We start from the raw sequence: 24696 nt of genomic DNA, 5'->3' as shown, positions 1-24696 counted from the left end.
CCCCATGAACTCGGCAGATAGACTCGCGGAACGGCCCAATGGCTCATACCTCGATCCCCTGGGTAAACACCAACCGATTCCCAAACGGATCGACCACCGTCATGTCCTGGCTCCCCCAGGGCATGGCCTGAATCTGGGGGTGGGCGTAGCGATACGCCTTGTCCTGCAATTGCTGTTGGAACGCTTCCAGCTCATCGGTCTCGATCCGCAGGGCCGAGCCCGGCGTGCAATCGCCATGGTGCTCGCTCAGGTGCAACACGCAGTCGCCACGGGAGACCTGCAAGTACAACGGGAAGTTGTCACCGAAGCGATGTTGCCAGTCGACGGTAAAGCCCAAGAAGTCGACATAAAACGCCAACGCCTTGGTTTCATCGAAGATCCGCAGGATCGGGGTGGTTTTACCGAAGCTCATGGGTTGCTCCCTGGCTGAAAAGACCCAGTTTAGATGGGTTGACCCCAATGCTTCGGCCTTGGGTCCGGCTTCTTTAGTGTCGCAGTGCCATTATTGTGACGCCAATTTACACAATATCAGCCGCTTACACGCCATTCGCCGGACCAAACCCCCGGCGCAAGTCGCCTTCCCGCGCCAGGAATCGCCCTTCCCGGCGCCCGTTTGCCTGCCCATCGCGGTAGCTCAAGACACCATTGACCCACACGCCATCAATCCCTTCGGCAGCCCGTTGCGGCTGGTTGAAATCGGCCACGTCGCGAATGGTGTGTGGGTTGAACAGCACCAGGTCCGCCCAATGGCCTTCACGGATTTCACCACGGCCTTTCAAGCCGAAGCGCGCCGCCGACAGACCGGTCATCTTGTGCACGGCTGTGTGCAACGCAAACAGCCCGACGTCACGACTGAAATGGCCCAGCACTCGTGGGAATGCGCCCCACAAGCGCGGATGAGGAAACGGGTCTTCGGGCAATCCGTCAGAGCCGACCATGGACAACGGATGGGCGAGGATTCGGCGGACGTCGCCTTCGTCCATGCCGTAGTACACCGCACCGGCCGGTTGCAGGCGCCGCGCCGCTTCCAACAGCGACACCTCCCATTCGCGGGCGATGTCGGTCAGATCGCGCCCGCCCATTGACGGGTGCGGTGTCGACCAGGTGATGGTGATGCGATGGGTATCGGTCACTTGCTTGAGATCCAGGGTCGAGGAGCTGGCCGCGTAGGGATAGCAGTCGCAACCGACCGGATGGGTTTTCGCCGCGTGCTCCAACGCCGCGAGCACCTGCGGGCTGCGTCCCCAATTACCGGCCCCGGCACACTTGAGGTGGGAAATGATCACCGGGCTCTGCGCATGACGCCCGATCTGGAACGCCTCGTCCATGGCCTCGAGCACCGGCTCGAATTCGCTGCGCAGGTGGGTGGTGTAGACCGCGCCGAATGCACTCAACTCTTCGGTCAATTGCATGACTTCGTCGGTGGACGCCGAAAATGCGTTGGCATAGGCCAGGCCGGTGGACAAACCCAGTGCACCGGCCTCCAGGCTTTCGCGCAATTGCCGACGCATGGCAGCGATTTCTCCCACCGAGGCAGTGCGCAACAAATCGTCCATGTGATTACTGCGCAACGCCGTGTGCCCGACCAACGCGGCCACGTTGACCGCCGGCTTCGCCGCCTCTACCGCCCCCCGATAATCCCCGAAGCATGGGTAGGCGAAGGCCTGGGCCGTGCCGAGCAGGTTCATCGGGTCCGGCGGATCGCCCCGCAGGCTCACCGGCGAAGCGCTGATGCCGCAGTTGCCGACGATCACCGTGGTCACGCCCTGGCTGAGCTTGGGCAGCATCTGCGGTTGGCGAATCACCACGGTGTCGTCGTGGGTGTGCACATCGATGAACCCCGGCGCCAGCACGCGGCCGGCGGCGTCGATGTCTTCCAGGGCCCGAGCATCACGCAGGTCGCCGATGCGTTCGATGCGCCCGGCGCGAATGCCGACGTCGGCGTGGTAACCGGGGCTGTCGCTGCCATCGATGACCAGCGCATTGCGGATAAGCGTGTCGTACAGCATGTCAGTCTCCCAGCGGCAAGTGATCGTCGCCGCCGCGGTAATCGTCCAGGGCGAGTTTGACCCGCCGCAGGCGCTCTTGATTGTCTTCGGGATGGGCCAGCGCCAGCTCGGTGGCGAGCACGTCGATGGCCAGCAGCATGCCGTAGCGCGCCGCCGTGGGTTTGTAGATGAACGAGGTTTCGGCGCCTTGTAGGGGCAGCACGCAGTCGGCCAGTTGGGCCAGCGGCGAGTCGGCGCGGGTGACGGCCAGGATCGCCGCGCCGTAGCTGCGGGCCAATTCAACGGCACTCAACAGCTCCGGCGTGATACCGGTCAGTGAACAGGCGATGACCAGATGCTGGTCACTCAGCGAAGTGGCGGTGATGCGCATCATCACCGGGTCGCGACAGGCGGCAATCGGGTAGCCGAAACGCACCAGCCGCACCTGCAACTCCTCGCCGCACAGCGCCGACCAGCCACCGAGACCGAACGCATGAATCATCCGTGCCTTGCCGATCATCCGCACGGCATCGCCGAACCGCGACTCTTCGAATGCTGACAGATGCTGGCGCAGAGTCGCTTCGATATCGCCGACGATCTGTCCATAAAACGCCGATTGCTCCGGCGCGCCGGCGGGGTCGAGGAAACGGCTGCCGACACCGCTGGCCTGGGCCAGTTGCAGGCGCAAGTCCCGCAGGTCGCGGCAACCGACAGTACGGGCGAAGCGCGACAGGGTAGCGCTGCTGACTTCCGCCCGTTGGGCCAGTTCATCGAGGCTGGCGGAGGCGGCGAAGCCGACGTCTTCGAGCATCAGCCGGGCGATTCTTCCTTCGCCGGCGCTGAAGGAATCCTGGCGGGAACGGATCTGGTAGAGGATGTCCATGGCGGCTCCTGTTGGGGGCGTTACGCTCAAAGCAAGCGCGAAAGCCCGAGGGTCAAGGCGAACGCGACCACGGAAATCAGTGTTTCGAGCACCGTCCAGGTCTTGAAGGTTTGCGTGACGGTCATATTGAAGTATTCCTTGATCAGCCAGAAACCGCCGTCGTTGACGTGGGAAAAGATAACCGACCCGGCGCCAGTCGCCAGCACCAGCAGCTCGGGATGGGGATAACCCAGGCCAACCGCCACGGGCGCGACGATGCCCGAGGCCGTGGTCATCGCCACCGTGGCCGATCCGGTGGCAACCCGCATCAATGCGGCGAACAACCAACCCATGACCAGCGGCGATAACTGGAACTCCTGGGCCAGGCCGACAATCTGTTGCGTGACCCCGGCGTCCACCAGGATCCGGTTCAAACCACCGCCGGCGCCCACCAGCAAGGTGATGCTGGCGGTCGGTGCCAGGCATTCGTTGGTGAACTTGAGGATCGATTCGCGGTTGAAGCCCTGGGCCAGGCCGAGGGTCCAGAAGCTGAGAACGGTCGCCAGCAACAAGGCGATCACCGAGTTGCCGATGAACAGCAGGAACTGGTTGAAACCGCTGCCCGGGGTGGAGATCAGGTTGGCCCAGCCGCCGATCAACATCAGGATCACCGGCAGCAGAATGGTCCCCAGGGTCACGCCGAAACCTGGCAGCCTGGCACGCGGCTCACGGTCGAGGAATTGTCGCTCCAGCGGGTTCTCAGCCGGTAGCTGGATGCGCGGCACGATGAATTTGGCGTACAGCGGGCCGGCAATGATCGCGGTGGGAATGCCGATCAGGATCGCGTACAGCAAGGTCTGGCCCACCGAGGCCTGGAACGCCTGCACCGCCAGCATCGCCGCCGGATGGGGCGGCACCAGCGCATGGACCACCGATAACCCGGCGACCATCGGCAGCCCCACCATCAGGATCGACACACCCACCCGCCGGGCGATGGTGAAGGCGATGGGCACCAGCAGCACAAAGCCGACTTCGAAGAACAACGGCAAGCCCACCAGGAAGGCAATGCACACCATCGCCCAGTGGGCGTTACGCTCGCCGAAGCGTGCGATCAGCGTCTGCGCCATCCGCTCCGCCCCACCGGACTCAGCCATCATCTTGCCAAGCATCGTGCCCAAGGCCACCACCAGCGCAATGTGCCCCAGCGTCTTGCCGACACCTGCCTCGTACGCCCCCACCACACCCGACGGCGGCATCCCGGCCAGCAACGCCAGGCCAATGGAGACCAGGGTAATCACGATGAACGGATTGAGCCGATAACGGGCGATCAGAACGATCAGCGCAATGATGGCGATGGCCGCGTAGACCAGTAGCCAATAACCGAAAGCAGGTGCCATGCGTTACTCCTCGAATGGGGTCACGTCGATGTGTTGTGAAACTCATAAATCATTTCGACGATGAATCTTCAAACCCACTGAAAGTAATTTTCGCCCACAGGCAAGAAATGTCGCTGACGGACATCGCGATGCAGCCGCTATGAAAATCCAGCGCCGGACTTTCATTGCCTTGTGGCGAGGGAGCTTGCTCCCGCTGGGCTGCGAAACGGCCCCAGATTCATCAACACAATCAATCAACGGCTGGCCGCCCCGCACTCAATTCCGTACCATCCGCACCTGTTTTTGCACCACTCCCCGGCAGCCGACGCTCCACCGGCGCCCAGTCAGGTAAATCATGAAATCAGCCCGTCTTCGCGCCGACACCCTCGCCGGCCTCACCACCTCTTTCGCCTTGCTCCCCGAGTGCATCGCCTTCGCCCTGGTGGCCCACCTCAACCCGCTGATGGGGTTGTACGGTGCCTTCATCCTCTGCACGCTGACCGCGTTATTCGGCGGTCGCCCCGGGATGGTGTCAGGGGCGGCGGGGTCGATGGCCGTGGTGATCGTCGCGCTGGTGGTGCAGCACGGCGTGCAGTACCTGTTGGCGACCGTGCTGCTGGGCGGGCTGATCATGATGGCGTTCGGGTTGTTGCGCCTGGGCAAGCTGGTGCGCATGGTGCCGCACCCGGTGATGCTCGGCTTCGTCAACGGCCTGGCGATCGTCATTGCCCTGGCCCAGCTGGAACACTTCAAGAATGGCGAGGCCTGGCTGAGCGGCCCGCCGCTGTACCTGATGGCCGGCCTGGTGGCGCTGACCATGGCCATCGTCTACCTGCTGCCGCGTCTGACTCGCAGTGTGCCGCCGGCGCTGGTGGCCATCCTCGGTGTTGGCCTGGCGGTCGACCTGCTCGGCCTGCCGACCCGAACGCTGGGCGACATGGCCCACATCGCCGGCGGCTTGCCGACCTTTGCCCTGCCGGACATTCCCTGGAACCTGGAGACCCTGCAAATCGTCGCACCCTATGCGGTCATCATGGCGATGGTCGGTTTGCTGGAAACCTTGCTGACCTTGAACCTGACCGATGACATCACCGAGAGCCGCGGCTATCCGGACCGTGAGTGCGTGGCGTTGGGCGCGGCCAACATGGCCTCCGGCTTGCTCGGCGGCATGGGCGGTTGCGCCATGATCGGCCAGACGATGATCAACCTCAGCTCGGGCGGACGCGGACGGTTGTCGGGCGTGGTGGCCGGGGTGATGGTGTTGCTGTTCGTGTTGTTCCTGTCGCCGCTGATCGAGCGCATCCCGCTGGCGGCACTGGTGGGCGTGATGTTCGTGGTGTCCCAGCAGACATTCGCCTGGGCCTCGTTGCGGGTGGTCAACAAAGTGCCGGCCAACGATGTGCTGGTCATCATCGCGGTGACGGTGATCACGGTGTTCACCGACCTGGCTGTCGCCGTGCTCTGCGGGATTGTCATCGCGGCGCTCAACTTCGCCTGGCAACAAGCCCGGGAGCTGTACGCCGACACCCACGAGGAAGCCGACGGCAGCAAGCTTTATCGCTTGCACGGCACGCTGTTCTTCGCCTCGTCGACGCCGTTCCTCAACCAGTTCGACCCGGCCAACGACCCGGCCCTGGTGACCCTCGATTGCCGTCACTTGCGCTTCGTCGACTACTCGGCCGTCGCCGCACTCAAGACCCTGCGCGAGCGCTACAGCAAAGCGGGCAAGCACCTGCGGGTGTTTCACCTGTCCGAGCGTTGCAAACAAATGCTCAAGCGTGCGGGCGTGCAGCACGACTGAAGCAACACCCAACAAAACCTGTGGGAGCGAGCTTGCTCGCGATAGCGGTGGGTCAGCCAACTTCAGTACTGACTGACCCGGCGCCATCGCGAGCAAGCTCGCTCCCACAAGGTGCTTACTCTGCTGGCACTACCGATGTCACTCACACCATCTCATCAAGAATCCACTCCACCACCGACGTCCGCTTCGGCGTCCAGCCCAGCAGTTCACGGGCGTTCGTGCCTCGCACACGGCTGTTGGAACCCAGGCCATAGTTGGCCATTTCGTAGCCCCATTCGGCCTCGGCTTCGGCCAGCGGCCAATCTTGCGGCTCGCCCAGCTTCAGCGCTCGGGCCATGGCTGTGGTCATGTCGATGAACGAGGCCTCGCCGCTTTCAACGAAATAGAACGTGCCGGGTACGTTACGGGTCAGGGCCAGTTTGTACAGCTCGACCACGTCTTCGATGTGCACGTTGGACCAGATGTTCTGCCCCGGTCCCACATGCCGCACCACCCCACTCTTACGCGCCTGCTTGAGCAGCCGTGGCAACTGCACACTGTCACGCTTGACCCCCAGGCTGTGGCCGTAGATCAAGGTGTTGCAGATCACCGCCGAGTTCACGCCTTGCTGGGCGGCGTCCAGGACAAGATTGTCGATGGCGACACGGGCCGCTTTGTCGACAGTGGGTGGCGGCAGATGGCCTTCCCGGTAGATGTCATCGCTGTGACGACCACCGCTAGCATCACCGACAATGCTCGAACCGCTGGTGTGCAGCAGCACTTTGTTCGAGCCTTCGAGCCCCTTGATCAGGGCTTCGACCGCACCCCGATGATCGCTGCTGGCGGCGTTGATCACGGCGTCGGCGGCACGGGCCTGTTCGGTGAGCAGCGCGCTGTCCTCGAGGGTGCCAATGACCGGCTCGATGCCCAGCGCAGTGAGTTCGCTCGCCTGTTCGGCACTGCGCACCAGACCGCGAACCTGATGCCCGGCGCGTACCAGGCCGGTGGCGATGGAACCGCCGATAAAACCGGAAGCGCCGGTGATGAATACGTTCATGGATAACTCCTTGGCAACCTGAGTGATGGGACGAGTATCGAGGACTGGTCCTTGCCGAAACAGTCCACATTGCCCAAATCACTCTTGCCTTGAAGTCACGAATCAGCCCTTGAAGTCCCGCGCGGCGTAGTCGGCGAGCTTGCCCTGGATGAAGTCCAGGAAGCACTGGATCCGCAGGGCCAATTGCGAGTTGCGGTAGTACACCGCATTGATCGGCTGGCGGTATCCGCTGTTGGCATCGGCCAGCAGCACCTTCAGCCGACCGGCCTGGATGTCTTCGCGGGTCATGAAGTCTGACAGGCAGGCGATGCCCTGCCCTTGCAACGCCAGGTGCCGCACGGTCTCGCCGCTGGACGCGCTGATGGCGGGCTGGATCGGCCAGCGATCACCGTGCGGGTGGCGCAGCGGCCATTGATTGAGCCCCTCGTTCTGGGCAAAACCCAGCAACGCATGCTCCGCCAGTTCGGCGACGCTGGTGGGTGTGCCGTGCCGCTTCAAATAGGCCGGGCTGGCGAGGATGTGCAACGGGCTGCAGCCCAGGGCGCGGGCGTGGAGCGTCGAATCGGTGAGGGTGCCGATGCGGATGGCGATGTCGGTGCTTTGCTCCAGCAGGTCGATGATCAGGTCGTTGCTGTTGAGTTCGAGCTGGATATCCGGGTAAAGCCTGCGGAACTCTTCAATGTGCGGGACGATGGCGTGCAGCATGAACGGCGAGGCCGCATTGATCCGCAAGCGTCCCGCGGGATTTTTCTGGCGGGACGACAGGCGCTCTTCCAGTTCATCCATCTGGTCGAGGATGCCTTTGGCTTGTTCGAAGAAATACTTGCCTTCCTCGGTCAGGTCCATGCGCCGCGTGGTGCGGTTGATCAGCGTGGTGTCGAGCTTGGCCTCCAGCCGCGACAGCGTACGGCTGACCGCCGATGGCGTCTGCCCGACCTGTTCGGCGGCGGCGGAGATCGATCCGCACTCGATCACGCAGACGAAAATCTGCAACTCGTCGGATCTGGCTTTCACGGGTGTCCTCTCATGACATGCAACTCAATGTGGCAGGGCTTGCCACAGATGCATCATTGCCTTCAGGTAGGTCCCGATAGTAGCCGGATTACCGCGAAAGGCCGAACACCTCGATCAAATGCCGCTCATACCGCGCCACATCTTCTTCGATGTTCGGGCGCTTCATCACGTCCACGCACAGGAAGGTCGGCAGGCCGGTCATGCCAAGGAACTGATTGGCCTTGTGGAACGGGAAGTACACCGCGTCCACGCCCTTGGCTTCGAAGAAGTCGGTCGGGTCGTCGAAGGCTTGCTGCGGGGCGTTCCAGGTCAGGGACAACATGTACTGCTTGCCTTGGATCAGGCCGCCGCTGCCATATTTCTGCGAGGCATCGGAACGGGTCCGACCGTCGCTGGCATAGAGGCTGCCGTGGCCTTCGGTGAAGACTTCATCGATGTATTTCTTCACGGTCCACGGTGCGCCCATCCACCAGCCTGGCATCTGGTAAATGATCACGTCGGCCCAGAGGAACTTGGCGACTTCCTCCTGGACGTCGTAGCCGCCGTCGATAAAGGTGGTTTTCACATCGAAACCGCCACGGTCCAACACGCTGAGCGCCGTATCGTGGAGGGTGGCGTTGTAGCGACCGTCGGAGTGGGCGAATTGTTTGCCGCCGTTGAGCAACAGGACTTTTTTCATGGGGAGCCTCATCGGGTTCCACGGCGTGGGCCGTTGGAGGGCCGCGGCATGGAAAGGTTGAAAACGATGGCGGCAGGGTACCGACGAGCTTCGCGCGGAATAAGCACCACAACGGCAAAACTGATTTGACCTATACGCAATAATTGAAGGCCGATTGTTGCCGTAAGCTCCGACACCTCTTTTATTTCAGGAGCCATCTCGATGAGCGAACTGCACGGTTTCATCCTGCATGCCAAGACCCGCCCGGAAAAAGCCGAAGCCTTCGAAGCGCTGTTTCGCGCCTACGTCGAGCCAAGCCGTGCCGAGCCTGGTTGCATCGAATACCACATGCTGCGGGACCAGCAGGATCCAACGCTGTTTATTTTCTATGAGATCTGGGCCTCCCAGGCGCACCTGGAGGTGCATTCGAACCTGCCGCACATGCGGCAATTCTTCGAGCAACGCATGGACTATCTGGAGCGCGACTTCGACATCCGCCGCGTCGACATGCTCAGCCCATCCTCGGCTAGCCGCTGATCAGCAAATGGCCGCCGAGCACGCCGAGGCCGATGAAAAATGCCCGTTTGAACAACACGGCGCTGATCCGCTGGCGCAACCATTGCCCCAGCCACATCCCCAGCAGCGCCGGTGCCAGCGCCAGTAACGAAGCGCTCAATTCGCCGCCGCCCAGTTCGCCGCGCCACAACAGGCCGGCGGCCAGGGCCAGAGTAGAAACGGTGAATGACAGGCCCAGGGCTTGCACCAATTCATCCTTGCTCAAGCCCAGCGCTTGCAGATAGGGCACCGCCGGAATGACGAACACACCGGTGGCGGAGGTGATGAGGCCGGTCAGCAGCCCACAAAGCGGAGCGATCCACGATTCAGCATCGGGACCGACCCGCAGCGTCGGCAGCAACAGCCCGCTCAACGCATACAGCAACAACGCCCCGCCCAAGGCCCGCACCACCCAAGTCCCGCCCGTCATACCGATCCACAGCGTACCGAGCCCGGTGCCCATGAAAATCGCCAGCAACAGCGGCCACAGGCGCCGGATCAGGGCTTGCAGATGCCCGCCAAACGCCAGTTGCCAGAGATTGGTCAGGGTCGCCGGGATAATAAGCAACGCCGCAGCCTGCGCCGGAGCCATAGCCAGCCCGAGCAAGCCCATGGAGATGGTCGGCAGCCCCAGGCCGATCACACCCTTGATGGTACCGGCCAGCAGGAAGGTGGCGATGACCAGCAGGGAAAGGGCCAGACCGAGATTTTGATAGAAAGCGATGAGTGTGTTCATGGGCGTATCGTGCACCCCGGGACTTGGCTTGAAAATCTGCCATATACTGAGGGTGCCTCTCTTGTGGCAAGAGGCTGTTCATTCGCTGATGCTGCCGACGCTATCGCGAGCAAGCTCGCTCCCACAGGGGATTGCATTTCAAACTGTGGGAGCGAGCTTGCTCGCGATGGCGACGTACCAAACACCAGCCAAACCCGGCACAGGATCACCCGCCCATGCACTTCGACCTCACCGACCTGCGCCTCTACCTGAACATCCTCGACACCGGCAACATCACCGCCGGTGCGGCCCGCAGCCATTTGTCCCTGGCCGCAGCCAGTGCGCGGGTCCGGGCCATGGAAGCTTCCCTGGGCATCGACCTGCTTGAGCGCGGACGGCGTGGCGTAGCCCCAACGCCGGCTGGCAGGGCCCTGGCCGAGCACGCCCGAGTCCTGTTGCAACAGGCCGAACGCCTGCAACAGGACCTGGCCGAATACGCCAAGGGCGTCAAAGGCCGGGTGCGATTGTTGTGCAACACCAGCGCCATGACCGAGTACCTGCCCGAACTGCTGGCCGGTTTTCTCAAGGCCCATCCCAACCTCGACATCGACCTGCAGGAATTACCCAGCTCACGGATCACCCATGCGCTGCGCCAGGGCGCGGCGGACCTGGGGATCGTTTCCGACGCGGTGGACACCCACGGCCTTCAGGCCTGGCCGTTTCGCGACGATCCACTGGTCTTGATCCTACCGACCGGGCACCCACTGGCTGACGGTCGAGCCGTGCGTTTCAGCGAGACCCTCAGCCACGACTATGTCGGCCTGAACGCCTCCAGTGCCCTGGCGATTCACCTGGAAGAACAGGCCCTGCACATCGGCTCGCGCATGCAAATCCGCATTCGCGCCGATGGTTTCGACGGCATGATTCGCATGGTGGGCCATGGTGCAGGCATTGCCATCGTGCCGAAGGCGGCCATCGACCGGCGCCCGCCCGAGCCTTCATATCACTGCGTCCCGCTGCAAGAGGCCTGGACCCACCGGGCGCTGCTGCTGTGCGCCCGCAACTTCGACGGTTTGCCGGCCTACGCCACGGCCCTGGCTCGACATCTGGCCGATTGATGCGCGCTTCTGGATAGCTCGATGTCGACCACAGGCATCTATCCGCCCAGGCCACGCGTTAGGGTGCCTGTTCTCTTCCGCCCCTTTCGGAGTTCACATGACCGCCCCCATCACCGTCCTGCGCGACACCCATCCGCTGCCCGTACTCGATGCCTGCAAATGGGAAAAACTCGAAGGCGACCCGCACACCGTCAACCTCAACGCCTACACCAGCGAAGACGGCAGCAAGATCATGGGCACCTGGATCTGCACACCCGGCAAATGGTATGTGGAATACGTGAAGTGGGAGTACTGCCATTTCCAGGAAGGCTACTGCATCATCACCCCAGAGGGCCTGGAGCCGATCCATCTGCGCGCCGGTGACATCTTCGTCATCGAGCCAGGCATGAAAGGCACGTGGGAAGTGGTCGAGACCGTACGCAAATATTTCGTCTTCGCCTGACGAACACGTTTGACCGATACGCTGTGCTCAAAGGCGCGCCTGGAGCACAGCGCAGCATGCCCCCCGCTATGCCGTCACGTCGACGGTGCTGATTTTACCGCTGCGATACGCCTCGAATATCTGATGCAGGCTCGATCGGGCCTCCCCTTTCGCAGTGAAAATACCGCCACAACCCCGATTGGCCGCTGCATAACTTTCATCCTCCATCAATATCTGGTGCGCCTGCTTCAGGTTCCAGAACGGCACGCCGGCAAACAGGTGGTGCGTCAGATGATAGTTATCGCCATGCATGCCAATAAACAATCGCTCGACCGGCGTGGGGAAACGATTGCGCGTCAACTGCACCTCATCCTTGTACACGCCGAACATGCCGAAGTGCTCGGAAATCTCGGAGAGCCAGCCAATCACCTGGAATACCGTGAAGTAAGGAACCAACCAGAACAGGACATAAGCCCACGGGCCGACAAAGTAATTGAAGAGCAACAACATGGCGCCATGAACCGCCAGAAGCTTCAAGCCCTGTAATGGATTGGCCAGGATGTCCCCCGCCCGGTTCTTGACCAGATAAAGGAAGTACTTGTAGGTGTTGACCAGTGTCACGCTCCTGAACAAATGACGGAACAGGAAGTCCAGACGGTCCTGAGCCTCGTACAAACCCGACTCGATGTAGAAACGATGATCGGGATCCTTCAGCTTGTCGCCCAGATGGTGGTGGTGCATCTGCACATGGGATCGACGATAGGCTTCATAGTCCTGGAAGATGGGGTAGGCCAACAAATACTCACCGACCCATTTGTTAAGCGCCTTGCTTTGAGCCAACGTCATATGCGCCGCTTCGTGCAAAAGCGAGGCAAGTGCCCGCTGCCGAGAGCCAATGAATAACAATGCCAGCGGATAAAGCGCGTTATAGCGATTGGCTAGAAATATCGCCGAGACAATGATCAGAAGATCCGCACCCAGGGCAACCAGCCAGTGCCAATTGTCTTTTTTGTACAAAGGCCGCAGACGCAGCCTGAGTGCAGCAGAAGGATTAAACCTGTTCACATCGTTCATCGGAATTCCCTTTCGTAACTCGAAGTGATGAATACAGGCGCGAAACGCCTGCGCAACCTTGATTACTTCCCCGGACAAAACAATTAATGCAGTACCACTGCCGCAGACGGTCACCTGCCAGGCACACGACGCACATTCCATTGCGACAAACTGCACGATATAGACTTTTTATTTACAGGCTATTGATTGCCTCATTGATCATTTACAACTCGGTCAGTACCGCGATGAACTCATCCACGTCTTGAGCGTTGTTCCTCCCATTGATGGAAACGCGCACAAAACGCTCATGCCCCTGCGCCAACATGAAGTACGGCGTATGCGATGCATATCCCGGCCAAGCGTTGATACCTCGGGCCCGCAGATAACTGACGAGTTCTGTCGCCGAACGACGCTCATGGGTGAACGCGATGATGCCCTGATGGTGAGTGCCCGGAGCAATCAAGTTGACACCGGGGGTCTCTGCCAGACGCCGGAACAGCACTCGATAGAGCTCGGACTCCGCCCCGTAGGCGCTCGACAGGCGCTCTTTGATCGCCTGGTTCAAACCCACTACGGCCGCGTTGTTACGCTCGGCATATTCAAAACAGCGGGCATCTCCCACCCCTCGCGTGACGACGCCGCTGACATCGACCGTGGCCCGGCCCAGGTCAGTGAAACGAGGCTGCGCGGTGGCCAGGAAACGCTCGGACAGGTAGGCAAACCCTGTTCCCCTTGGCCCACACAGGAACTTTCTGCCGGCAGCCGTCAACACATCGCAGCCGGCGGCGCCCACGTCCAGCGCCAGCATGCCCGCCGATTGACAGGCATCGACAAAGTACCAGGCCGAGTAGTCGCGCAGGATGTTCCCCACCGCCTCGATGTCATTCACGATGCCACAGCAAGAAGGGACATGGACGATCGAGACCAACTTGACCTCGGCGCTCATGTGCCGGGCCAGCCATTGCAGGTCGAGGTTGCCATCGGCCAGCAGCGGCATCACTTCAACCACTACCCCATGCAGGCGCTGCAATGTTGCAAGTGCGATCAGGTTGCCCGCGTATTCGTAGGGTGTGACCAGAACACGTGCGCCTTCAGACCAGGTCAATGCCTCCAGTGCGGTCACCCAAGCCTTGGTCGCCCCATCGAAAAGCGCCACGTTACGCGCATCGGTGCCCAGCAGCCGGGCAATGTTTTCATAGACCTCAACGTCCAGCACAGAGGCGTAATTCAATTCGGTTTCATAAGCCCCCGACTCAAACTCGTCCTGCAGATAACGTTGCATCAGCTTCAGCGTCTCGGCAGACATCAGCCCCGAACCCGCCGTATTGAAGTGAATCATCAATCACCTCTCACGCCTTGAACCCAGGAAATAAAACAGACTGGCCACGACCACGCACATGGATAACAGGTAGAACACCGCCCAAGGTGCAAAGAGCGACAGGGCAACACCGCATAGCACCGGCCCCAGCGCGGCCCCCAGGTTGGACAGGTTTTGCGCACCGTAGTACACGCCGCGCATATCCTCCGGGGCGATGTAATCGATGAACAGGTATTCCACCGGGATAATGATGATTTCACCCACGGTAAAAACGATCATGGCCAATACCCAGGCCAGCGGAGTCTGTGCGTAACAAAACCCCATCAGGCCAACCACGAAAAACAACATGCCCAGCATCAACATCCGGAACAAATTGTTCTGGTTGATCCTGGAGCCGACCAGGTATTGCAAACCAATCACCACACAAGCATTGGTGGTGACCAGATAGTTGATGATCTTGTAGGTGTTCTCCGGCGTGCTGGTCACGATCAGGTATTGCGACAAATAGGCCGTGAACTGACCGAACACGACAGCACTGAGAACGCCTCCGATCGTAAAACACACCAGCTTGTAGTTACGCACCAAATGGACCAGCACGCGGGCAAAATCATGATTTGGCCGCTCTACGCCTTCTCCACGAGGAAGCCGTGCCCCCATCCCGCTGTACAACACGACAAAAGCCACCCCGATCAAGGCCGAAACCGCAAACGGCAGGCCGGGACTGATTTTCGCGCACAGCACACCCAGGAAAGGGCCGATGGCATAACCGACGTTGGTCAGCGTGTACTTCATGGAAAACACGCTCGCCCGCTTGTCCACCGTCACCAGGAAACCTATGCCTGATTTCACCGCGATGTCGATCACCGCATAGGCGAGGTTGACCACCACGATAGCGATGATGAACGGCACCAGGCTGGCCACCTGATAAGCCACGGCAAACGCCAGGGCAAACAGCGTGGCGGCACCGAGCAGGATCCGGTAGTTGGAAAACCGGTCCACCAGAAAACCGCCGTAGACACCCAGGATGGAGCTGACGATCAACGCGCCGCCCACCACAAGACCGATATCGGTGACCCCCAGGCCAAAGGCCTGGGAGAAATAAACCACCAGATAAGGCAAGGCCAGCGCCCGGGCAACGGTCAGGATGAACGTCGCCGACAGCAGCAGAACCACGGGCCGGGTATACACCTTGAATCCACCCTGCACCGCCAGCTCTCCCGACACGTCTTTCATGACAACATTTCCCTGTACACGCCGGGTTCGTCCTCGCGCAGCAACTCGATGCTCTTCTGAATGGCTGCACGGTCACGGTCGAGAATGAACACGTGGCCCGGGCAGTTCTCCAGGGAAACGGTTTCCTTGAGCGCCCCTTCGTCCTGAATCTTGATGCTGTGTACGCCCGGGATCGCTTTCCACCGGGCGAGGTCTGGCGCGCGCTTGATTGGCCCGGCCTGTCGAGCGATCAGGAACACGCAGCTGGAATGGAAATAAAGCTTGTTTCTCGGGCGTTGCCGGTAATCGAGAAAGGCCTGGGGGTTGATCAACGAATCGATCCACAGGCTCAACTGGTTATGCCCCAAGGCCCGGGTATAGGCCGACAGGTCGATACCGCCCGGCATGCGTGCCGCGGTTTCAAGCAACACCGGTTCGTCGTCGACAATCATCAGTTCGCTGTGACCGACACCCTGCTGGATACCCAGTGCATCGAGCACGGAAAAAATGTATTGCGACAGGCGACGGTAGACGTCGGCATTGTCCACCGGGCACATCAGCTGGTTGTAGTCGTGCACGGGCGAATCGCCAATCCGAGTGCGGTACACCCGGATGATTTCGCTGACATAGTGCTGGCCGTCGACACTCACGGTATTGACGCAGTATTCGATGTCCACGTCCGTGGATTTGCTCGCCGACAACTCCGAGTTGAAATCCGAATTGTCCAGATACTGCTGGACCAGGATTTCCTCGTTGCTTTCAAGGAACAGGTTCTGGCTCGACTTGATGACCTCGAAGGCCTGTTCGACTTCGCTTTCCTGCGTACAGATATGAATATTGTCGGATCCGGCACTTTTGATCGGCTTCAACACCACCGGCAGGATGCGTTGTTCTTTTACCCACTCCAGAATCGCTGCCAGCGAATCCGACTTGAAATGCTTGATCGAGCGCACGCCCGCCCGCTGCAAGGCTTCATGCATTTCGAACTTGTCGCGCCAGCGAACAGCGTGCGCCGGATCATTGTGGCGAGGGACATCGAACAAGCCCGCCAGATGCGCAGCCAGCTCAACGCCAAACTCGCAGCCGGCCAGCACGAACTGCACCGAGTAATCGGACAATGCCTGCTGCAGCTCGGCGTCAGAGTGGTAGAGAACGTCCTGGATAAAGTCGGCCTGACGGAGCCAGGACTTGTAGAAGGCGTTGACATTGGCGGTGGAACGCACGTGTACGCATTCGAATCCACGGGAAATAAAGGCGGGCGCGATGAGGCTGCCGATCGAATAGGCATCCACGATCAGCACAATGTTTTTCTTATAGATCACTTGATCGTCTCCGGGGCACGGCTGAGTTCGCGGACGGTAGCCTTGATAATCCCGGCGGCTTTATGAATATCGTCGCGGCTGATGTTGAGATGCGGCATGAAGCGCATTTCCCTGGCGTTATAAGGCAAGCCCCCCACCCCTTTCTGACGCAGAAGAGCGGCGAACTGCACCGGCGCGATACCCAGCGCGGCAATGTCCAGGGTGACCATGTTCGTGCCCTTGTAGCGCGCAGGCGCCTCGTCGATGTCATTGAGCAACTGGTGCAGCAACGCCGCGTGCTCATGGTCGTCGGCCAACCGCTCGACGTGGTTTTGCATCGCATAAAGCCCGGCCGCCGCCATCATGCCGGCCTGGTGCAAATCACCACCGAACCATTTGCGATACTTTTTGGCACGCAGTATCAGTTCTTGCGAACCCACCATGATCGAACCGATCGGCGCCCCCAATCCCTTCGACAGGCACATGGACAGCAGATCAGCGTTGTCGGTGTATGAAGTCACATCGATGCCGGAGGCAATCGACGCATGGAGAATGCGTGCGCCATCGAGATAACGATAGGCACCGATATCCTTGGCGTAAGCAAAGACATCGTTCATTTGTTGCAGTGGAAAGATGTCCCCGCCTTTGCAGCCGAGGGTGTTTTCGATCACCACCACCCGCGGCAAGGCATAGTTCTGACTCCAGCGGCATTTGGAGGCGTGGAGTTTTTCCAGGTCAGCGACGTCGAACAGGCCGTTGTCGTGGTTGGACAGCGAAAAGTTGACCCCTGAAAAAGCCGACGTCGAGGCCGACTCATAGAAATTGATGTGGTACGAAGCGTCGAGGAATATCTCGTCGCCCGGGTTCGTCAGTGCCTTGATCGCCAACTGGTTGCTCAAGGTGCCGCCCGAGGTGAACAGCGCCGCTTCCTTCTGGAAGTAATTGGCGCAGTACTCCTCCAGTGCACGCACCGTCGGGTCTTCACCGAAGCAGTCATCACCCACTTCAGCCTGATAAATCGCCTTGCGCATGCCTTCCGTTGGCTTGGTTACCGTGTCGCTTCTCAGATCGATAAACATAAATTGCTCCGTTAGTAACCTGCGCCAAAGACGATGCGAGAGGGATCGTAGAAGTCAGCGAGGGACTCCAGGACGTTTTCAGGCGACTCCGCGAGTCGATGCAGAAAATGCAGGTACCAGCTGTCGCCATAAACCGCCGCGATACGACAGGCCAGCCCGGCCTCCTTGGCTTTACGCAACGTCTCGGGTTGCACACCGTGGAGCATTTCCAGTTCCTGGATCCGCGAGTGGTAACCCTGCTCGAAAATGCGCTTGATCAGGTTGGGGTCCTGCGTCGCGCAACTGACCGCGATGTTGGCCTCGAGAAGTTCGGCGAGTAACGTCAAATAGCGCTCATCCAGTTCTGTGCCACGGGGGAGGGCTATTTCACGCGTTTCGTTATATACACCTTTAACCAATCGAATCTTACGACCATATCCAATGATTGCGGGTAAATCATCAAGCGTTCTATGCAAGTGCGCCTGTACTGTTAGACCAATATTGGAATGATCGGGCGCCAGCTGGGAATACACTTCGAGGATCTTATCGACCGCCGAAGAATGCTCCATGCTAATCATCACGGAAATATTATGTTCTGCGGCAGCAGACAGGATAGTGGCGGCGTTGCGATAGGCCGTTTCCTGGGAAATGAGCATGCCCACGGCACTTAGATCAAACCCCAATTGCGGTGTTAATCCGGCCTTGGCGAACGTCTGGATAGACTTCAGGTATTCATCGACGAAGGCCTGCACCACGCGCGGATCATGGTTCTCCTCGCCGACATACTCAACGCCGAGTCGATAGCCTTTGTCGTGGAGTAATTGGAGTTTTCCAGCGAGCTCTTCTCGATCGGAAGAGACGATATAGCGGTGGGCTGCTTGCTCGAATAATTTGAAGAACAACGAGTCTTTGCTGAAGGCGTCCCGACATTCTTGATTGAGCGCCAACTTTTTAAGGGCAGCAGATATAAGTACGCACGTATCCTGCGAAGGCATGGGTATCGCTCCTTGATAATGATTGCTCGTCCTGAGCGCCGAGTATTGTGCAACGATTTTTTTCTGTCAAGGCTCCATAACTATAACAACTCGTTATCACCCGCAACGTTTCATATATATGAAACTAAGAACACTCAAGACAATGTCATAGTAAATATCGTTTATTACAGCTTCACGGCAAATATCGCCCAGTCAGCTTATTTCCCAGCCAGCGGGGCGGCCTTGAACATGAGACGCTGTGGCGAGGAAGCGCGCTCCCCCGCCCAGTGCACGCTTATTGCGGCTTGCGATAGCTGTTAACAATCGCCGAAAAATCCTTGCCGCCCTCGCCTCGCTGGCTCATCGCCTGGTACAACTGCTGCGCCACCGCCCCCAGCACCACCGGCTGATGGGCCTGCCGCGCGGCTTCGGTCGCCAGGCCAAGGTCCTTGAGCATCAGGTCGGCGCCAAAGCCACCCGTGTAGCCACGGGACGCCGGCGCCGTTTCGATCACGCCCGGCCACGGGTTGTAGGTGTCCGAACTCCAGCAACGCCCCGTCGAGCTGTTGATGATCCCGGCCAACACCTGGGTGTCGATCCCCAAGGCATCGCCCAGAGCCATGGCCTCGCTGACGCCCACCATGGAAATGCCCAGCAGCAGGTTGTTGCAGATCTTGGCGATCTGCCCGGTGCCGACTTCGCCACAGTGCACGATGTTACGGCCCATTTGCGCCAACACCGGTTGCAAGGTGGCGAACAACTCAGCCGTGGCGCCGACCATGAAGGTCAACGTACCCGCCGCCGCACCGCCGGTGCCGCCCGAGACGGGCGCATCGGCCATCGCCACCCCTTGTTTCGCAGCGGCGGCCGCCACGTCGCGAGCGGTTTGTGGATCGATGGTGCTGCAATCCACCGCCGGCGTGCCAGCGGCGATACCGGCCAGCACACCGTCCTCACCCAGCCAGACGCTACGCACATGGGCGGCGGCCGGCAGCATGGTGATCACCAGCCCGGCGCCCTGGGCCGCGTCGCGAGGCGAGGCGCTGACGGTACCGCCCAGTGCCGCCAGTTCAGCCAGCACCGTCTGGTTCAGGTCGAACAGGTTCAGCGAATGGCCGGCCTTGAGCAGGTTGCGCGCCATGGGGGCGCCCATGTTGCCCAGGCCGATAAATGCGATGTTCATGTCCGGCTCCTTAACGCAAATTGATGGTGGTGTTCACACCGTCATTGACGCTGTCATCATCGAACCAGCGCGCGGTCACGGTCTTGGTCTGAGTGTAGAACTGCACCACTTGTTTGCCGTACGGGCCGAGGTCGCCGAGTTTCGAACCACGGGAACCGGTGAAGCTGAAGAACGGCACCGGCACCGGGATCGGGATGTTGATGCCCACCTGGCCAACGTCGATTTCGCTCTGGAATTTGCGCGCCGCCGCGCCGCTCTGGGTGAACAGGCCGGTGCCGTTGCCGAATGGGTTGGCGTTGACCAGGGCAATCGCCTGATCCAGGGTGTCGACTTCCAGCACCACCAGCACTGGGCCGAAGATTTCCTCGGTGTAGATGCGCATCTCGGTGGTCACGCCGGAAAACAAGGTCGGGCCGACAAAATTGCCCTGCTCGAAGCCTGGCACGCTGATGCCACGGCCATCGAGTTCCAGCTTCGCGCCTTCCTTCACGCCGCTCTCGATCAACTCGAGAATCCGCGCCTTGGCCCGCTTGGAAATCACCGGACCAACGTCGGTGCCCGGCTCACTGCCGGCGTTGACCTTGAGCTTCTGCGCCAGGGCCTTGAGCTCCGGCAACCATTGTTTGGCCGCGCCCACCAGCACCACCACGGAGGTGGCCATGCAACGCTGGCCCGCCGCGCCGAAACCGGCGCCGACCAAGGCGTTGAGGGTCTGTTCACGATTGGCATCGGGCAACACCACCGCGTGGTTCTTGGCCCCCATCATCGACTGCACGCGCTTGCCATGGCGACCCGCCAGGTCATACACGTGGGTGCCGACCGCCGTCGAACCGACGAAGGAAACCGCCTTGATGTCCTTGTGGGTGCAGAGCGCATCCACCACGTCCTTGCCACCGTGCACCACGTTGAGCACACCCGCCGGTACGCCGGCCTCGATGGCCAGTTCCACCAGCAGCATGGTCGACAACGGATCCTGTTCCGACGGCTTGAGCACGAAGGTGTTGCCGCAAGCGATGGCCATCGGGAACATCCACAGCGGAATCATCGCCGGGAAGTTGAACGGCGTAATGCCCGCGCACACCCCGATCGGTTGGCGCAGCGTGTAGGTGTCCACGCCTCCGGCGACGTTCTCGGCAAACTCACCCATCTGCAGGGTGCCGATGGAACAGGCGTGCTCGACCACTTCCAGGCCGCGGAAAATATCGCCCTCGGCGTCAGCGATGGTCTTGCCCTGTTCGGCGCTGAGCACCGCGGCGATGCGCTTGGAATGTTCGCGGATCAACGCCTGGAGCTTGAGCATGATGCGCATCCGCGCACCGATGGGCGTCAGTTTCCAGGTCTGGAACGCACGCTGGGCAGCGGCGATGGCGGCATCGACTTCCGACGCCGTAGCGAATGGAACCTTCGCCAACACCTGTTGGGTCGCCGGGTTGACGATGTCATGCCATTCGTTGGACTGGGATTCAACCCACTCGCCATCGATCAGCAGTCTGACGGTTTGCAGGGCGGTGTCGCTGGGCGTAAGGGAAACGTTCATGCTGGCCTCCGGGATTGTTCTTATAGAGAGCGCTGGTTCAGCAAAGACCAAGGTGCATGAGCACGCATGGTGATGAGACGGTTTTTGGAGTATAGATGTGCAAACTTCTAATAAGAATGCACATAAAAGCCGGTCCATCATGCAAAAAAACATCACCTCCCTGGGGTCGCTGAATTGGGACGACCTCAAGTTTTTCCTCGAAGTGGCCCGCACCCGCAAGGCCAGCACGGCCGCCAAGCGCCTTGCCGTCGACTACACCACGGTGTCGCGACGCATCAGCTCGCTGGAAGCCTCGCTGGGCACGCTGCTGTTCGAGAAATCCCGGACCAACGGTTTTGTCCTGACGGCTGAAGGCCAGCGCCTGCTGGGGTACGCCGAATCGATCGAAAGCACCCTGCACATGGCCTGCGAACAGGTCTCAGGCTCTGGCGTGGCGCTGTCCGGCCATGTACGCATGGGCTGCACCGAAGGCTTCGGCAGCTTCTTCATCACCCCGCAACTGAGCCATTTCGTCGACGCCTACCCGGCCATTTCGGTGGACATCCTGCCGCTGCCGCACTTCATCAGCCTTTCCAAGCGCGAAGCCGACATCGTCATCGCCCTCGAACGCCCCGAACATGGCCCCTATGTGTGCTGCAAATTGTGCGACTACCGGCTGCAGCTCTATGCCACCCAGCCCTACCTGGACAATCACCCACCGATCCAGCGCCCGGCCGACCTGGGCAAGCATTCGTTCATCAGCTACGTGGATGACCTGGCGTTCAGTTCCGAATTGCTCTACCTGGCCAACGTCCTGCCCGGCGCAAACGCCCACCTGCGCAGCACCAGCGTGATCGCGCAATTCGTGGCCGCGCAGCAAGGGCGCTCACTGGCGATCCTGCCCTGCTTCCTCGCCGCCCAGGACCCACGGCTATTGCCGGTGCTGCCGGAGGAAATCACCGTCACCCGGCAGTTCTGGATGTACTGCCGGGAAGATTTGAGGAAGCTGAAGCGGATTACGTTGTTGTGGGATTACATCCGCGAGGTGACTGAACAGAATCAGCCATTGTTGATGGGTGATAGCCGGGAGATGGTGTTCGCCGACTAGTCGGCGATGACCACGATGGCGACGCGGCGGTTTTCGGTGCGGCCGCTGGGCGTGTCATTGGAGGCGACCGGGTTGCTGCTGCCCAGGCCGCGCAGCTGGACGTTTTCTTCGCGCATGCCAACGCTTGTCAGCACCTTGCTCACGCTGGCGGCCCGGCGCATCGACAGTTGTTCGTTGTAGGCCTGGGAGCCCGAGGCGTCGGTATGACCATCGACGCGTACCCGCTCGATGCCCGCCCCCTGCAACGCCTTGCCGATGCGCTTGACGATTTCGGTACTGGCCGGGTTGAGATTTTCCATATCGCTGCCGAACAACACCTTGCCCGACAAACCGAAGGCCCAGCCATCGTCGGTCAATTCGAAGCCTTGTTGCTTGAGTACGGCAATTTGCGCCGGGGTCAGGCCTTTCGGCGGTGCCGTCTGGCAACCGCTCAGCGCCAGGATGGCAAGCAAGAACAGCGCCGCGAACCAGCGCTGGGAAAATTGAGGGTATGAACGCACGAGTCAGCTCCTGGTTTGAAAATCAGCGACGGAGTGATCCGACCCCGCCGTATGTTGACCGCCTCGAGCGAGGCGTTTGGCTTGGTACATTGCCGCGTCGGCGGCATGGAGCAGGGTGCCCGGTGTGTCACCATGATCCGGGTAGACGGCAATGCCGATACTGAGGGAGGTCAACACGGAGGCGTTGCCGGGCAATTGAATCGGCATTTCCATGCTGGCGATGATTTTTTCAGCGATCCGCTCGGCATCCTCTGCCTTGTGCAGGGGCGCCAGCAGCACGGCGAATTCATCGCCCCCCAGGCGCGCGACCAAATCATCCTCGCGCAACTGGGCCCGAACCCGGGTCGCCACGGCCGTCAGCACCGCATCACCGGCGGCGTGACCGAAGTTGTCATTGATGCCCTTGAACCGGTCGCTGTCCAGGTACAGCACGGCCACTTGCTCGTTGAGCTTGCCGGCATTGCGCAAGGCGCGAATCAGTCGGCCTTCGAAAAACGCCCGGTTCGGCAAACCGGTCAGGCTGTCGTGGCTGGCCTGGTGCGCCAGGGTTTCGTTTTCGCTTTGCAGGTGGGTCTGCCAGGACTCCAGTTCATCGAGCAATGCGTTGAAGTCATTGGCCAGGTTATCCAGTTCAGCAATGGCGGCCGGTGGCACGCGTCGGTCCAGGGCTCGCTCGCTGCGTGCCGCGTGGGCCACCTCGGCCAGGCTGCGCAGCGGCCCGATGATCGCACGCAACTGGCGCCGCGCCAGATAAAGCGCCACCCAGGCACTGACCGCCGTGCACAGGATGATCCCCGCCAGGCCGCTGAGCAAAAAGCGCAACAGGCTACCGCCATGCCCCGCCAACACGATACGGCCGATGTTCTGTCCTTGATGAACGATCGGCAGGCTGATGGGCTTTTCCAGGAACGCCTTGGCAATGTGTACTTCCAGTTCCGACAACAGGCCGGTTTGCGGTCGCTGCCAGCGCGCCAACAGACGGCCATGTTCATTCAACACCTGGGCATCGGCGACTTCCTCGGTGGAGGCGATCAAGGCCAGTGCTTCGGTGGCCGCAGCCGAATCATCGAAGACCACGGCCGCTTCCACGGTGTAGTTGATCGAACGGGCGATCAAATGCAGGTTGTGATCGGCATAGACCCGCAATGCCAGCAGGCCGAGCAAGGTCAAGGAAGCACTGGCCATGGTGATGGCCACCAACGCGACGATCAAATGCCCACGACCGATGACCGAGCCCAGGGTGGGACGGACCCTTGGTTTGCGCTGTTTCATGGCGTCGCCGGCCTGCGACGGGAAAGCTGCAGCACACTTGGATGGATGCGCACACCACTGCGTGCCACAGAGTCGAGGTTGACCTCGAAAGACACCTGTTCATCGCCGACCCGCAGGCAGAACAAGCTACCCACGGTGCACTGGTCGCCGCCTTCGCTGATGCTCAGCACTGGCTTGCCGATCAAGGACGCAAACAAACGGGTGTGCTCATCGTTGGTCAGCCTGCCGACGTAGACCGCGTTACAGGCAGTGGCGATATCAGGATGATCGGCCAGCAGCCGCTGCACCGTCACCGGCCGCCCCGTGGCCTGGGTGGTGCCCTTGACCAGATCGTCGGTGTACTGGGTCGGCCCGACGATGCACAGTTGCAGTTGGGTGGGCTCCACGGGCCAACGGGCGTAGCTGAGAATGCCCAATACCACCTGGGTCACCGCTTCGGCCCGCTGCTCGGCCTGGGTCGTGGTGACTTGCTCCTGGGCCATCGCGACAGGCAGCAGCAGACACAAAAGGCCGGCCAGCAGAAAATGCCCCCGCCCCTTGCTGCGCACTGCCTCCCGTACAGGCACTTTCATGGAGAATCTCTTGATCCGGACGATAAGTGCCGGAACGATAGCACAGTGCCCAAAAGCCAGCGAGGCCGCGTGTTACGCAGACTTC

Annotated in this window: 24 protein-coding genes; 5 read left to right on the top strand and 19 right to left on the bottom strand. The window is 60.7% G+C overall.

Annotated elements, in window-relative coordinates:
• Window positions 1-43: 43 nt before the first annotated feature.
• The 4 genes from J4E63_RS23940 to J4E63_RS23925 all read right to left on the bottom strand — a co-directional run bounded on the left by J4E63_RS23940 (window position 44) and on the right by J4E63_RS23925 (window position 4247).
• Window positions 44-412, bottom strand: a complete 369-nt coding sequence (locus J4E63_RS23940; RefSeq protein ID WP_207283543.1) for a glyoxalase superfamily protein — start codon at window positions 410-412, stop codon at window positions 44-46.
• Window positions 413-536: 124 nt separating this feature from the next.
• A complete protein-coding gene (locus tag J4E63_RS23935; RefSeq protein WP_207283542.1) occupies window positions 537-2009 on the bottom strand; it encodes an amidohydrolase family protein in 1473 nt (490 codons plus the stop codon).
• A 1-nt stretch (window position 2010) separates the two neighbouring features.
• The gene (locus J4E63_RS23930) at window positions 2011-2871 is read right to left on the bottom strand and encodes a MurR/RpiR family transcriptional regulator (RefSeq protein WP_072411014.1); all 861 of its coding nucleotides are present in this window, start codon (window positions 2869-2871) and stop codon (window positions 2011-2013) included.
• Between the two features lie 26 nt (window positions 2872-2897).
• A complete protein-coding gene (locus J4E63_RS23925) occupies window positions 2898-4247 on the bottom strand; it encodes a gluconate:H+ symporter (protein WP_207283541.1) in 1350 nt (449 codons plus the stop codon).
• Window positions 4248-4581: 334 nt separating this feature from the next.
• Here J4E63_RS23925 and J4E63_RS23920 point away from each other — a divergent pair, with 334 nt between their 5' ends.
• The gene (locus J4E63_RS23920; protein WP_207283540.1) at window positions 4582-6027 is read left to right on the top strand and encodes a SulP family inorganic anion transporter; all 1446 of its coding nucleotides are present in this window, start codon (window positions 4582-4584) and stop codon (window positions 6025-6027) included.
• Between the two features lie 142 nt (window positions 6028-6169).
• Here J4E63_RS23920 and J4E63_RS23915 read toward each other — a convergent pair whose 3' ends face one another.
• The 3 genes from J4E63_RS23915 to J4E63_RS23905 form a co-directional block, all read right to left on the bottom strand.
• Window positions 6170-7063, bottom strand: a complete 894-nt coding sequence (locus J4E63_RS23915) for an NAD-dependent epimerase/dehydratase family protein (RefSeq protein ID WP_207283539.1) — start codon at window positions 7061-7063, stop codon at window positions 6170-6172.
• A 102-nt stretch (window positions 7064-7165) separates the two neighbouring features.
• Entirely contained in the window at window positions 7166-8077 is a 912-nt protein-coding gene (locus J4E63_RS23910; protein ID WP_060739280.1) for a LysR family transcriptional regulator, read from the bottom strand.
• Between the two features lie 88 nt (window positions 8078-8165).
• Window positions 8166-8756 (bottom strand): NAD(P)H-dependent oxidoreductase, encoded by a 591-nt coding sequence (locus tag J4E63_RS23905; protein WP_092328719.1) that lies wholly within the window; start codon window positions 8754-8756, stop codon window positions 8166-8168.
• 201 nt (window positions 8757-8957) lie between these two features.
• On the opposite strand from J4E63_RS23905, the gene J4E63_RS23900 reads away from it, so the two are divergent.
• Entirely contained in the window at window positions 8958-9272 is a 315-nt protein-coding gene (locus J4E63_RS23900; RefSeq protein ID WP_060739282.1) for a putative quinol monooxygenase, read from the top strand.
• Here the strand turns inward: J4E63_RS23900 and J4E63_RS23895 are convergent.
• Entirely contained in the window at window positions 9262-10026 is a 765-nt protein-coding gene (locus tag J4E63_RS23895) for a sulfite exporter TauE/SafE family protein (RefSeq protein WP_207283538.1), read from the bottom strand. The genes J4E63_RS23900 and J4E63_RS23895 overlap by 11 nt on opposite strands.
• Window positions 10027-10241: 215 nt before the next feature.
• Between J4E63_RS23895 and J4E63_RS23890 the strand changes: the two genes are divergently transcribed.
• Together J4E63_RS23890 and J4E63_RS23885 are read left to right on the top strand one after the other, a co-directional pair.
• Window positions 10242-11123 (top strand): LysR substrate-binding domain-containing protein, encoded by an 882-nt coding sequence (locus tag J4E63_RS23890; RefSeq protein WP_207283537.1) that lies wholly within the window; start codon window positions 10242-10244, stop codon window positions 11121-11123.
• 97 nt (window positions 11124-11220) lie between these two features.
• Window positions 11221-11565, top strand: coding sequence for a cupin domain-containing protein (locus J4E63_RS23885; protein ID WP_060739285.1), 345 nt, complete (start codon window positions 11221-11223; stop codon window positions 11563-11565).
• 66 nt (window positions 11566-11631) lie between these two features.
• On the opposite strand, the gene gntB is transcribed toward J4E63_RS23885, so the two are convergent.
• The 8 genes from gntB to J4E63_RS23845 all read right to left on the bottom strand — a co-directional run bounded on the left by gntB (window position 11632) and on the right by J4E63_RS23845 (window position 21180).
• Window positions 11632-12774, bottom strand: a complete 1143-nt coding sequence (gene gntB / locus J4E63_RS23880; RefSeq protein ID WP_310650717.1) for a guanitoxin biosynthesis L-arginine gamma (S) hydroxylase — start codon at window positions 12772-12774, stop codon at window positions 11632-11634.
• Window positions 12775-12820: 46 nt separating this feature from the next.
• Window positions 12821-13936: an aminotransferase class V-fold PLP-dependent enzyme gene (locus tag J4E63_RS23875; protein ID WP_259334257.1), complete on the bottom strand. Its 1116-nt coding sequence runs from the start codon at window positions 13934-13936 to the stop codon at window positions 12821-12823.
• 3 nt (window positions 13937-13939) lie between these two features.
• Entirely contained in the window at window positions 13940-15121 is a 1182-nt protein-coding gene (locus J4E63_RS23870) for an MFS transporter (protein WP_371919215.1), read from the bottom strand.
• Window positions 15122-15144: 23 nt separating this feature from the next.
• Complete coding sequence (locus tag J4E63_RS23865) at window positions 15145-16449, bottom strand: hypothetical protein (RefSeq protein ID WP_207283535.1); 1305 nt, start codon at window positions 16447-16449, stop codon at window positions 15145-15147.
• A complete protein-coding gene (locus J4E63_RS23860; RefSeq protein WP_207283534.1) occupies window positions 16446-17507 on the bottom strand; it encodes a low specificity L-threonine aldolase in 1062 nt (353 codons plus the stop codon). The genes J4E63_RS23865 and J4E63_RS23860 overlap by 4 nt, the downstream gene beginning before the upstream one ends.
• 11 nt (window positions 17508-17518) lie before the next feature.
• Window positions 17519-18481: a proline dehydrogenase family protein gene (locus J4E63_RS23855; protein WP_207283533.1), complete on the bottom strand. Its 963-nt coding sequence runs from the start codon at window positions 18479-18481 to the stop codon at window positions 17519-17521.
• 274 nt (window positions 18482-18755) lie between these two features.
• Window positions 18756-19643 carry a 3-hydroxyisobutyrate dehydrogenase gene (gene mmsB, locus J4E63_RS23850; RefSeq protein ID WP_103308762.1) on the bottom strand — a complete coding sequence of 296 codons (888 nt, stop codon included), beginning with the start codon at window positions 19641-19643 and terminating at the stop codon, window positions 18756-18758.
• Between the two features lie 10 nt (window positions 19644-19653).
• Entirely contained in the window at window positions 19654-21180 is a 1527-nt protein-coding gene (locus tag J4E63_RS23845) for a CoA-acylating methylmalonate-semialdehyde dehydrogenase (RefSeq protein ID WP_207283532.1), read from the bottom strand.
• A gap of 139 nt (window positions 21181-21319) precedes the next feature.
• Between J4E63_RS23845 and J4E63_RS23840 the strand changes: the two genes are divergently transcribed.
• Window positions 21320-22267, top strand: a complete 948-nt coding sequence (locus J4E63_RS23840; RefSeq protein ID WP_060739294.1) for a LysR family transcriptional regulator — start codon at window positions 21320-21322, stop codon at window positions 22265-22267.
• Here the strand turns inward: J4E63_RS23840 and J4E63_RS23835 are convergent.
• From J4E63_RS23835 to J4E63_RS23825, 3 genes are read right to left on the bottom strand one after another with little or no spacing between them, the layout of a single operon-like run.
• Window positions 22264-22767, bottom strand: a complete 504-nt coding sequence (locus J4E63_RS23835; protein ID WP_207283531.1) for an OmpA family protein — start codon at window positions 22765-22767, stop codon at window positions 22264-22266. The two genes, J4E63_RS23840 and J4E63_RS23835, sit on opposite strands and share 4 nt — an antisense overlap.
• 3 nt (window positions 22768-22770) lie before the next feature.
• Window positions 22771-24039 (bottom strand): diguanylate cyclase domain-containing protein, encoded by a 1269-nt coding sequence (locus J4E63_RS23830; protein WP_060739299.1) that lies wholly within the window; start codon window positions 24037-24039, stop codon window positions 22771-22773.
• The gene (locus tag J4E63_RS23825; RefSeq protein WP_092476378.1) at window positions 24036-24611 is read right to left on the bottom strand and encodes a YfiR family protein; all 576 of its coding nucleotides are present in this window, start codon (window positions 24609-24611) and stop codon (window positions 24036-24038) included. Before J4E63_RS23825 ends, J4E63_RS23830 begins: the two co-directional genes overlap by 4 nt.
• Between the last annotated feature and the right edge of the window lie 85 nt (window positions 24612-24696).

Origin of the sequence: Pseudomonas sp. FW300-N2F2, from assembly GCF_017351655.1 — a bacterium.
Taxonomy (GTDB): domain Bacteria; phylum Pseudomonadota; class Gammaproteobacteria; order Pseudomonadales; family Pseudomonadaceae; genus Aquipseudomonas; species Aquipseudomonas fluorescens_AA.
This window is presented reverse-complemented; position numbering and strand designations above follow the sequence as displayed.

What these genes read in the sequence shown, in the direction of transcription:
- J4E63_RS23940 (WP_207283543.1), bottom strand. Translation starts at nt 412, where the DNA reads ATGAGCTTCGGTAAAACCACCCCGATCCTGCGGATCTTCGATGAAACC.
- J4E63_RS23935 (WP_207283542.1), bottom strand. Translation starts at nt 2,009, where the DNA reads ATGCTGTACGACACGCTTATCCGCAATGCGCTGGTCATCGATGGCAGC.
- J4E63_RS23930 (WP_072411014.1), bottom strand. Translation starts at nt 2,871, where the DNA reads ATGGACATCCTCTACCAGATCCGTTCCCGCCAGGATTCCTTCAGCGCC.
- J4E63_RS23925 (WP_207283541.1), bottom strand. Translation starts at nt 4,247, where the DNA reads ATGGCACCTGCTTTCGGTTATTGGCTACTGGTCTACGCGGCCATCGCC.
- J4E63_RS23920 (WP_207283540.1), top strand. Translation starts at nt 4,582, where the DNA reads ATGAAATCAGCCCGTCTTCGCGCCGACACCCTCGCCGGCCTCACCACC.
- J4E63_RS23915 (WP_207283539.1), bottom strand. Translation starts at nt 7,063, where the DNA reads ATGAACGTATTCATCACCGGCGCTTCCGGTTTTATCGGCGGTTCCATC.
- J4E63_RS23905 (WP_092328719.1), bottom strand. Translation starts at nt 8,756, where the DNA reads ATGAAAAAAGTCCTGTTGCTCAACGGCGGCAAACAATTCGCCCACTCC.
- J4E63_RS23900 (WP_060739282.1), top strand. Translation starts at nt 8,958, where the DNA reads ATGAGCGAACTGCACGGTTTCATCCTGCATGCCAAGACCCGCCCGGAA.
- J4E63_RS23895 (WP_207283538.1), bottom strand. Translation starts at nt 10,026, where the DNA reads ATGAACACACTCATCGCTTTCTATCAAAATCTCGGTCTGGCCCTTTCC.
- J4E63_RS23890 (WP_207283537.1), top strand. Translation starts at nt 10,242, where the DNA reads ATGCACTTCGACCTCACCGACCTGCGCCTCTACCTGAACATCCTCGAC.
- J4E63_RS23885 (WP_060739285.1), top strand. Translation starts at nt 11,221, where the DNA reads ATGACCGCCCCCATCACCGTCCTGCGCGACACCCATCCGCTGCCCGTA.
- J4E63_RS23875 (WP_259334257.1), bottom strand. Translation starts at nt 13,936, where the DNA reads ATGATTCACTTCAATACGGCGGGTTCGGGGCTGATGTCTGCCGAGACG.
- J4E63_RS23860 (WP_207283534.1), bottom strand. Translation starts at nt 17,507, where the DNA reads ATGTTTATCGATCTGAGAAGCGACACGGTAACCAAGCCAACGGAAGGC.
- J4E63_RS23855 (WP_207283533.1), bottom strand. Translation starts at nt 18,481, where the DNA reads ATGCCTTCGCAGGATACGTGCGTACTTATATCTGCTGCCCTTAAAAAG.
- mmsB (WP_103308762.1), bottom strand. Translation starts at nt 19,643, where the DNA reads ATGAACATCGCATTTATCGGCCTGGGCAACATGGGCGCCCCCATGGCG.
- J4E63_RS23845 (WP_207283532.1), bottom strand. Translation starts at nt 21,180, where the DNA reads ATGAACGTTTCCCTTACGCCCAGCGACACCGCCCTGCAAACCGTCAGA.
- J4E63_RS23840 (WP_060739294.1), top strand. Translation starts at nt 21,320, where the DNA reads ATGCAAAAAAACATCACCTCCCTGGGGTCGCTGAATTGGGACGACCTC.
- J4E63_RS23830 (WP_060739299.1), bottom strand. Translation starts at nt 24,039, where the DNA reads ATGAAACAGCGCAAACCAAGGGTCCGTCCCACCCTGGGCTCGGTCATC.
- J4E63_RS23825 (WP_092476378.1), bottom strand. Translation starts at nt 24,611, where the DNA reads ATGAAAGTGCCTGTACGGGAGGCAGTGCGCAGCAAGGGGCGGGGGCAT.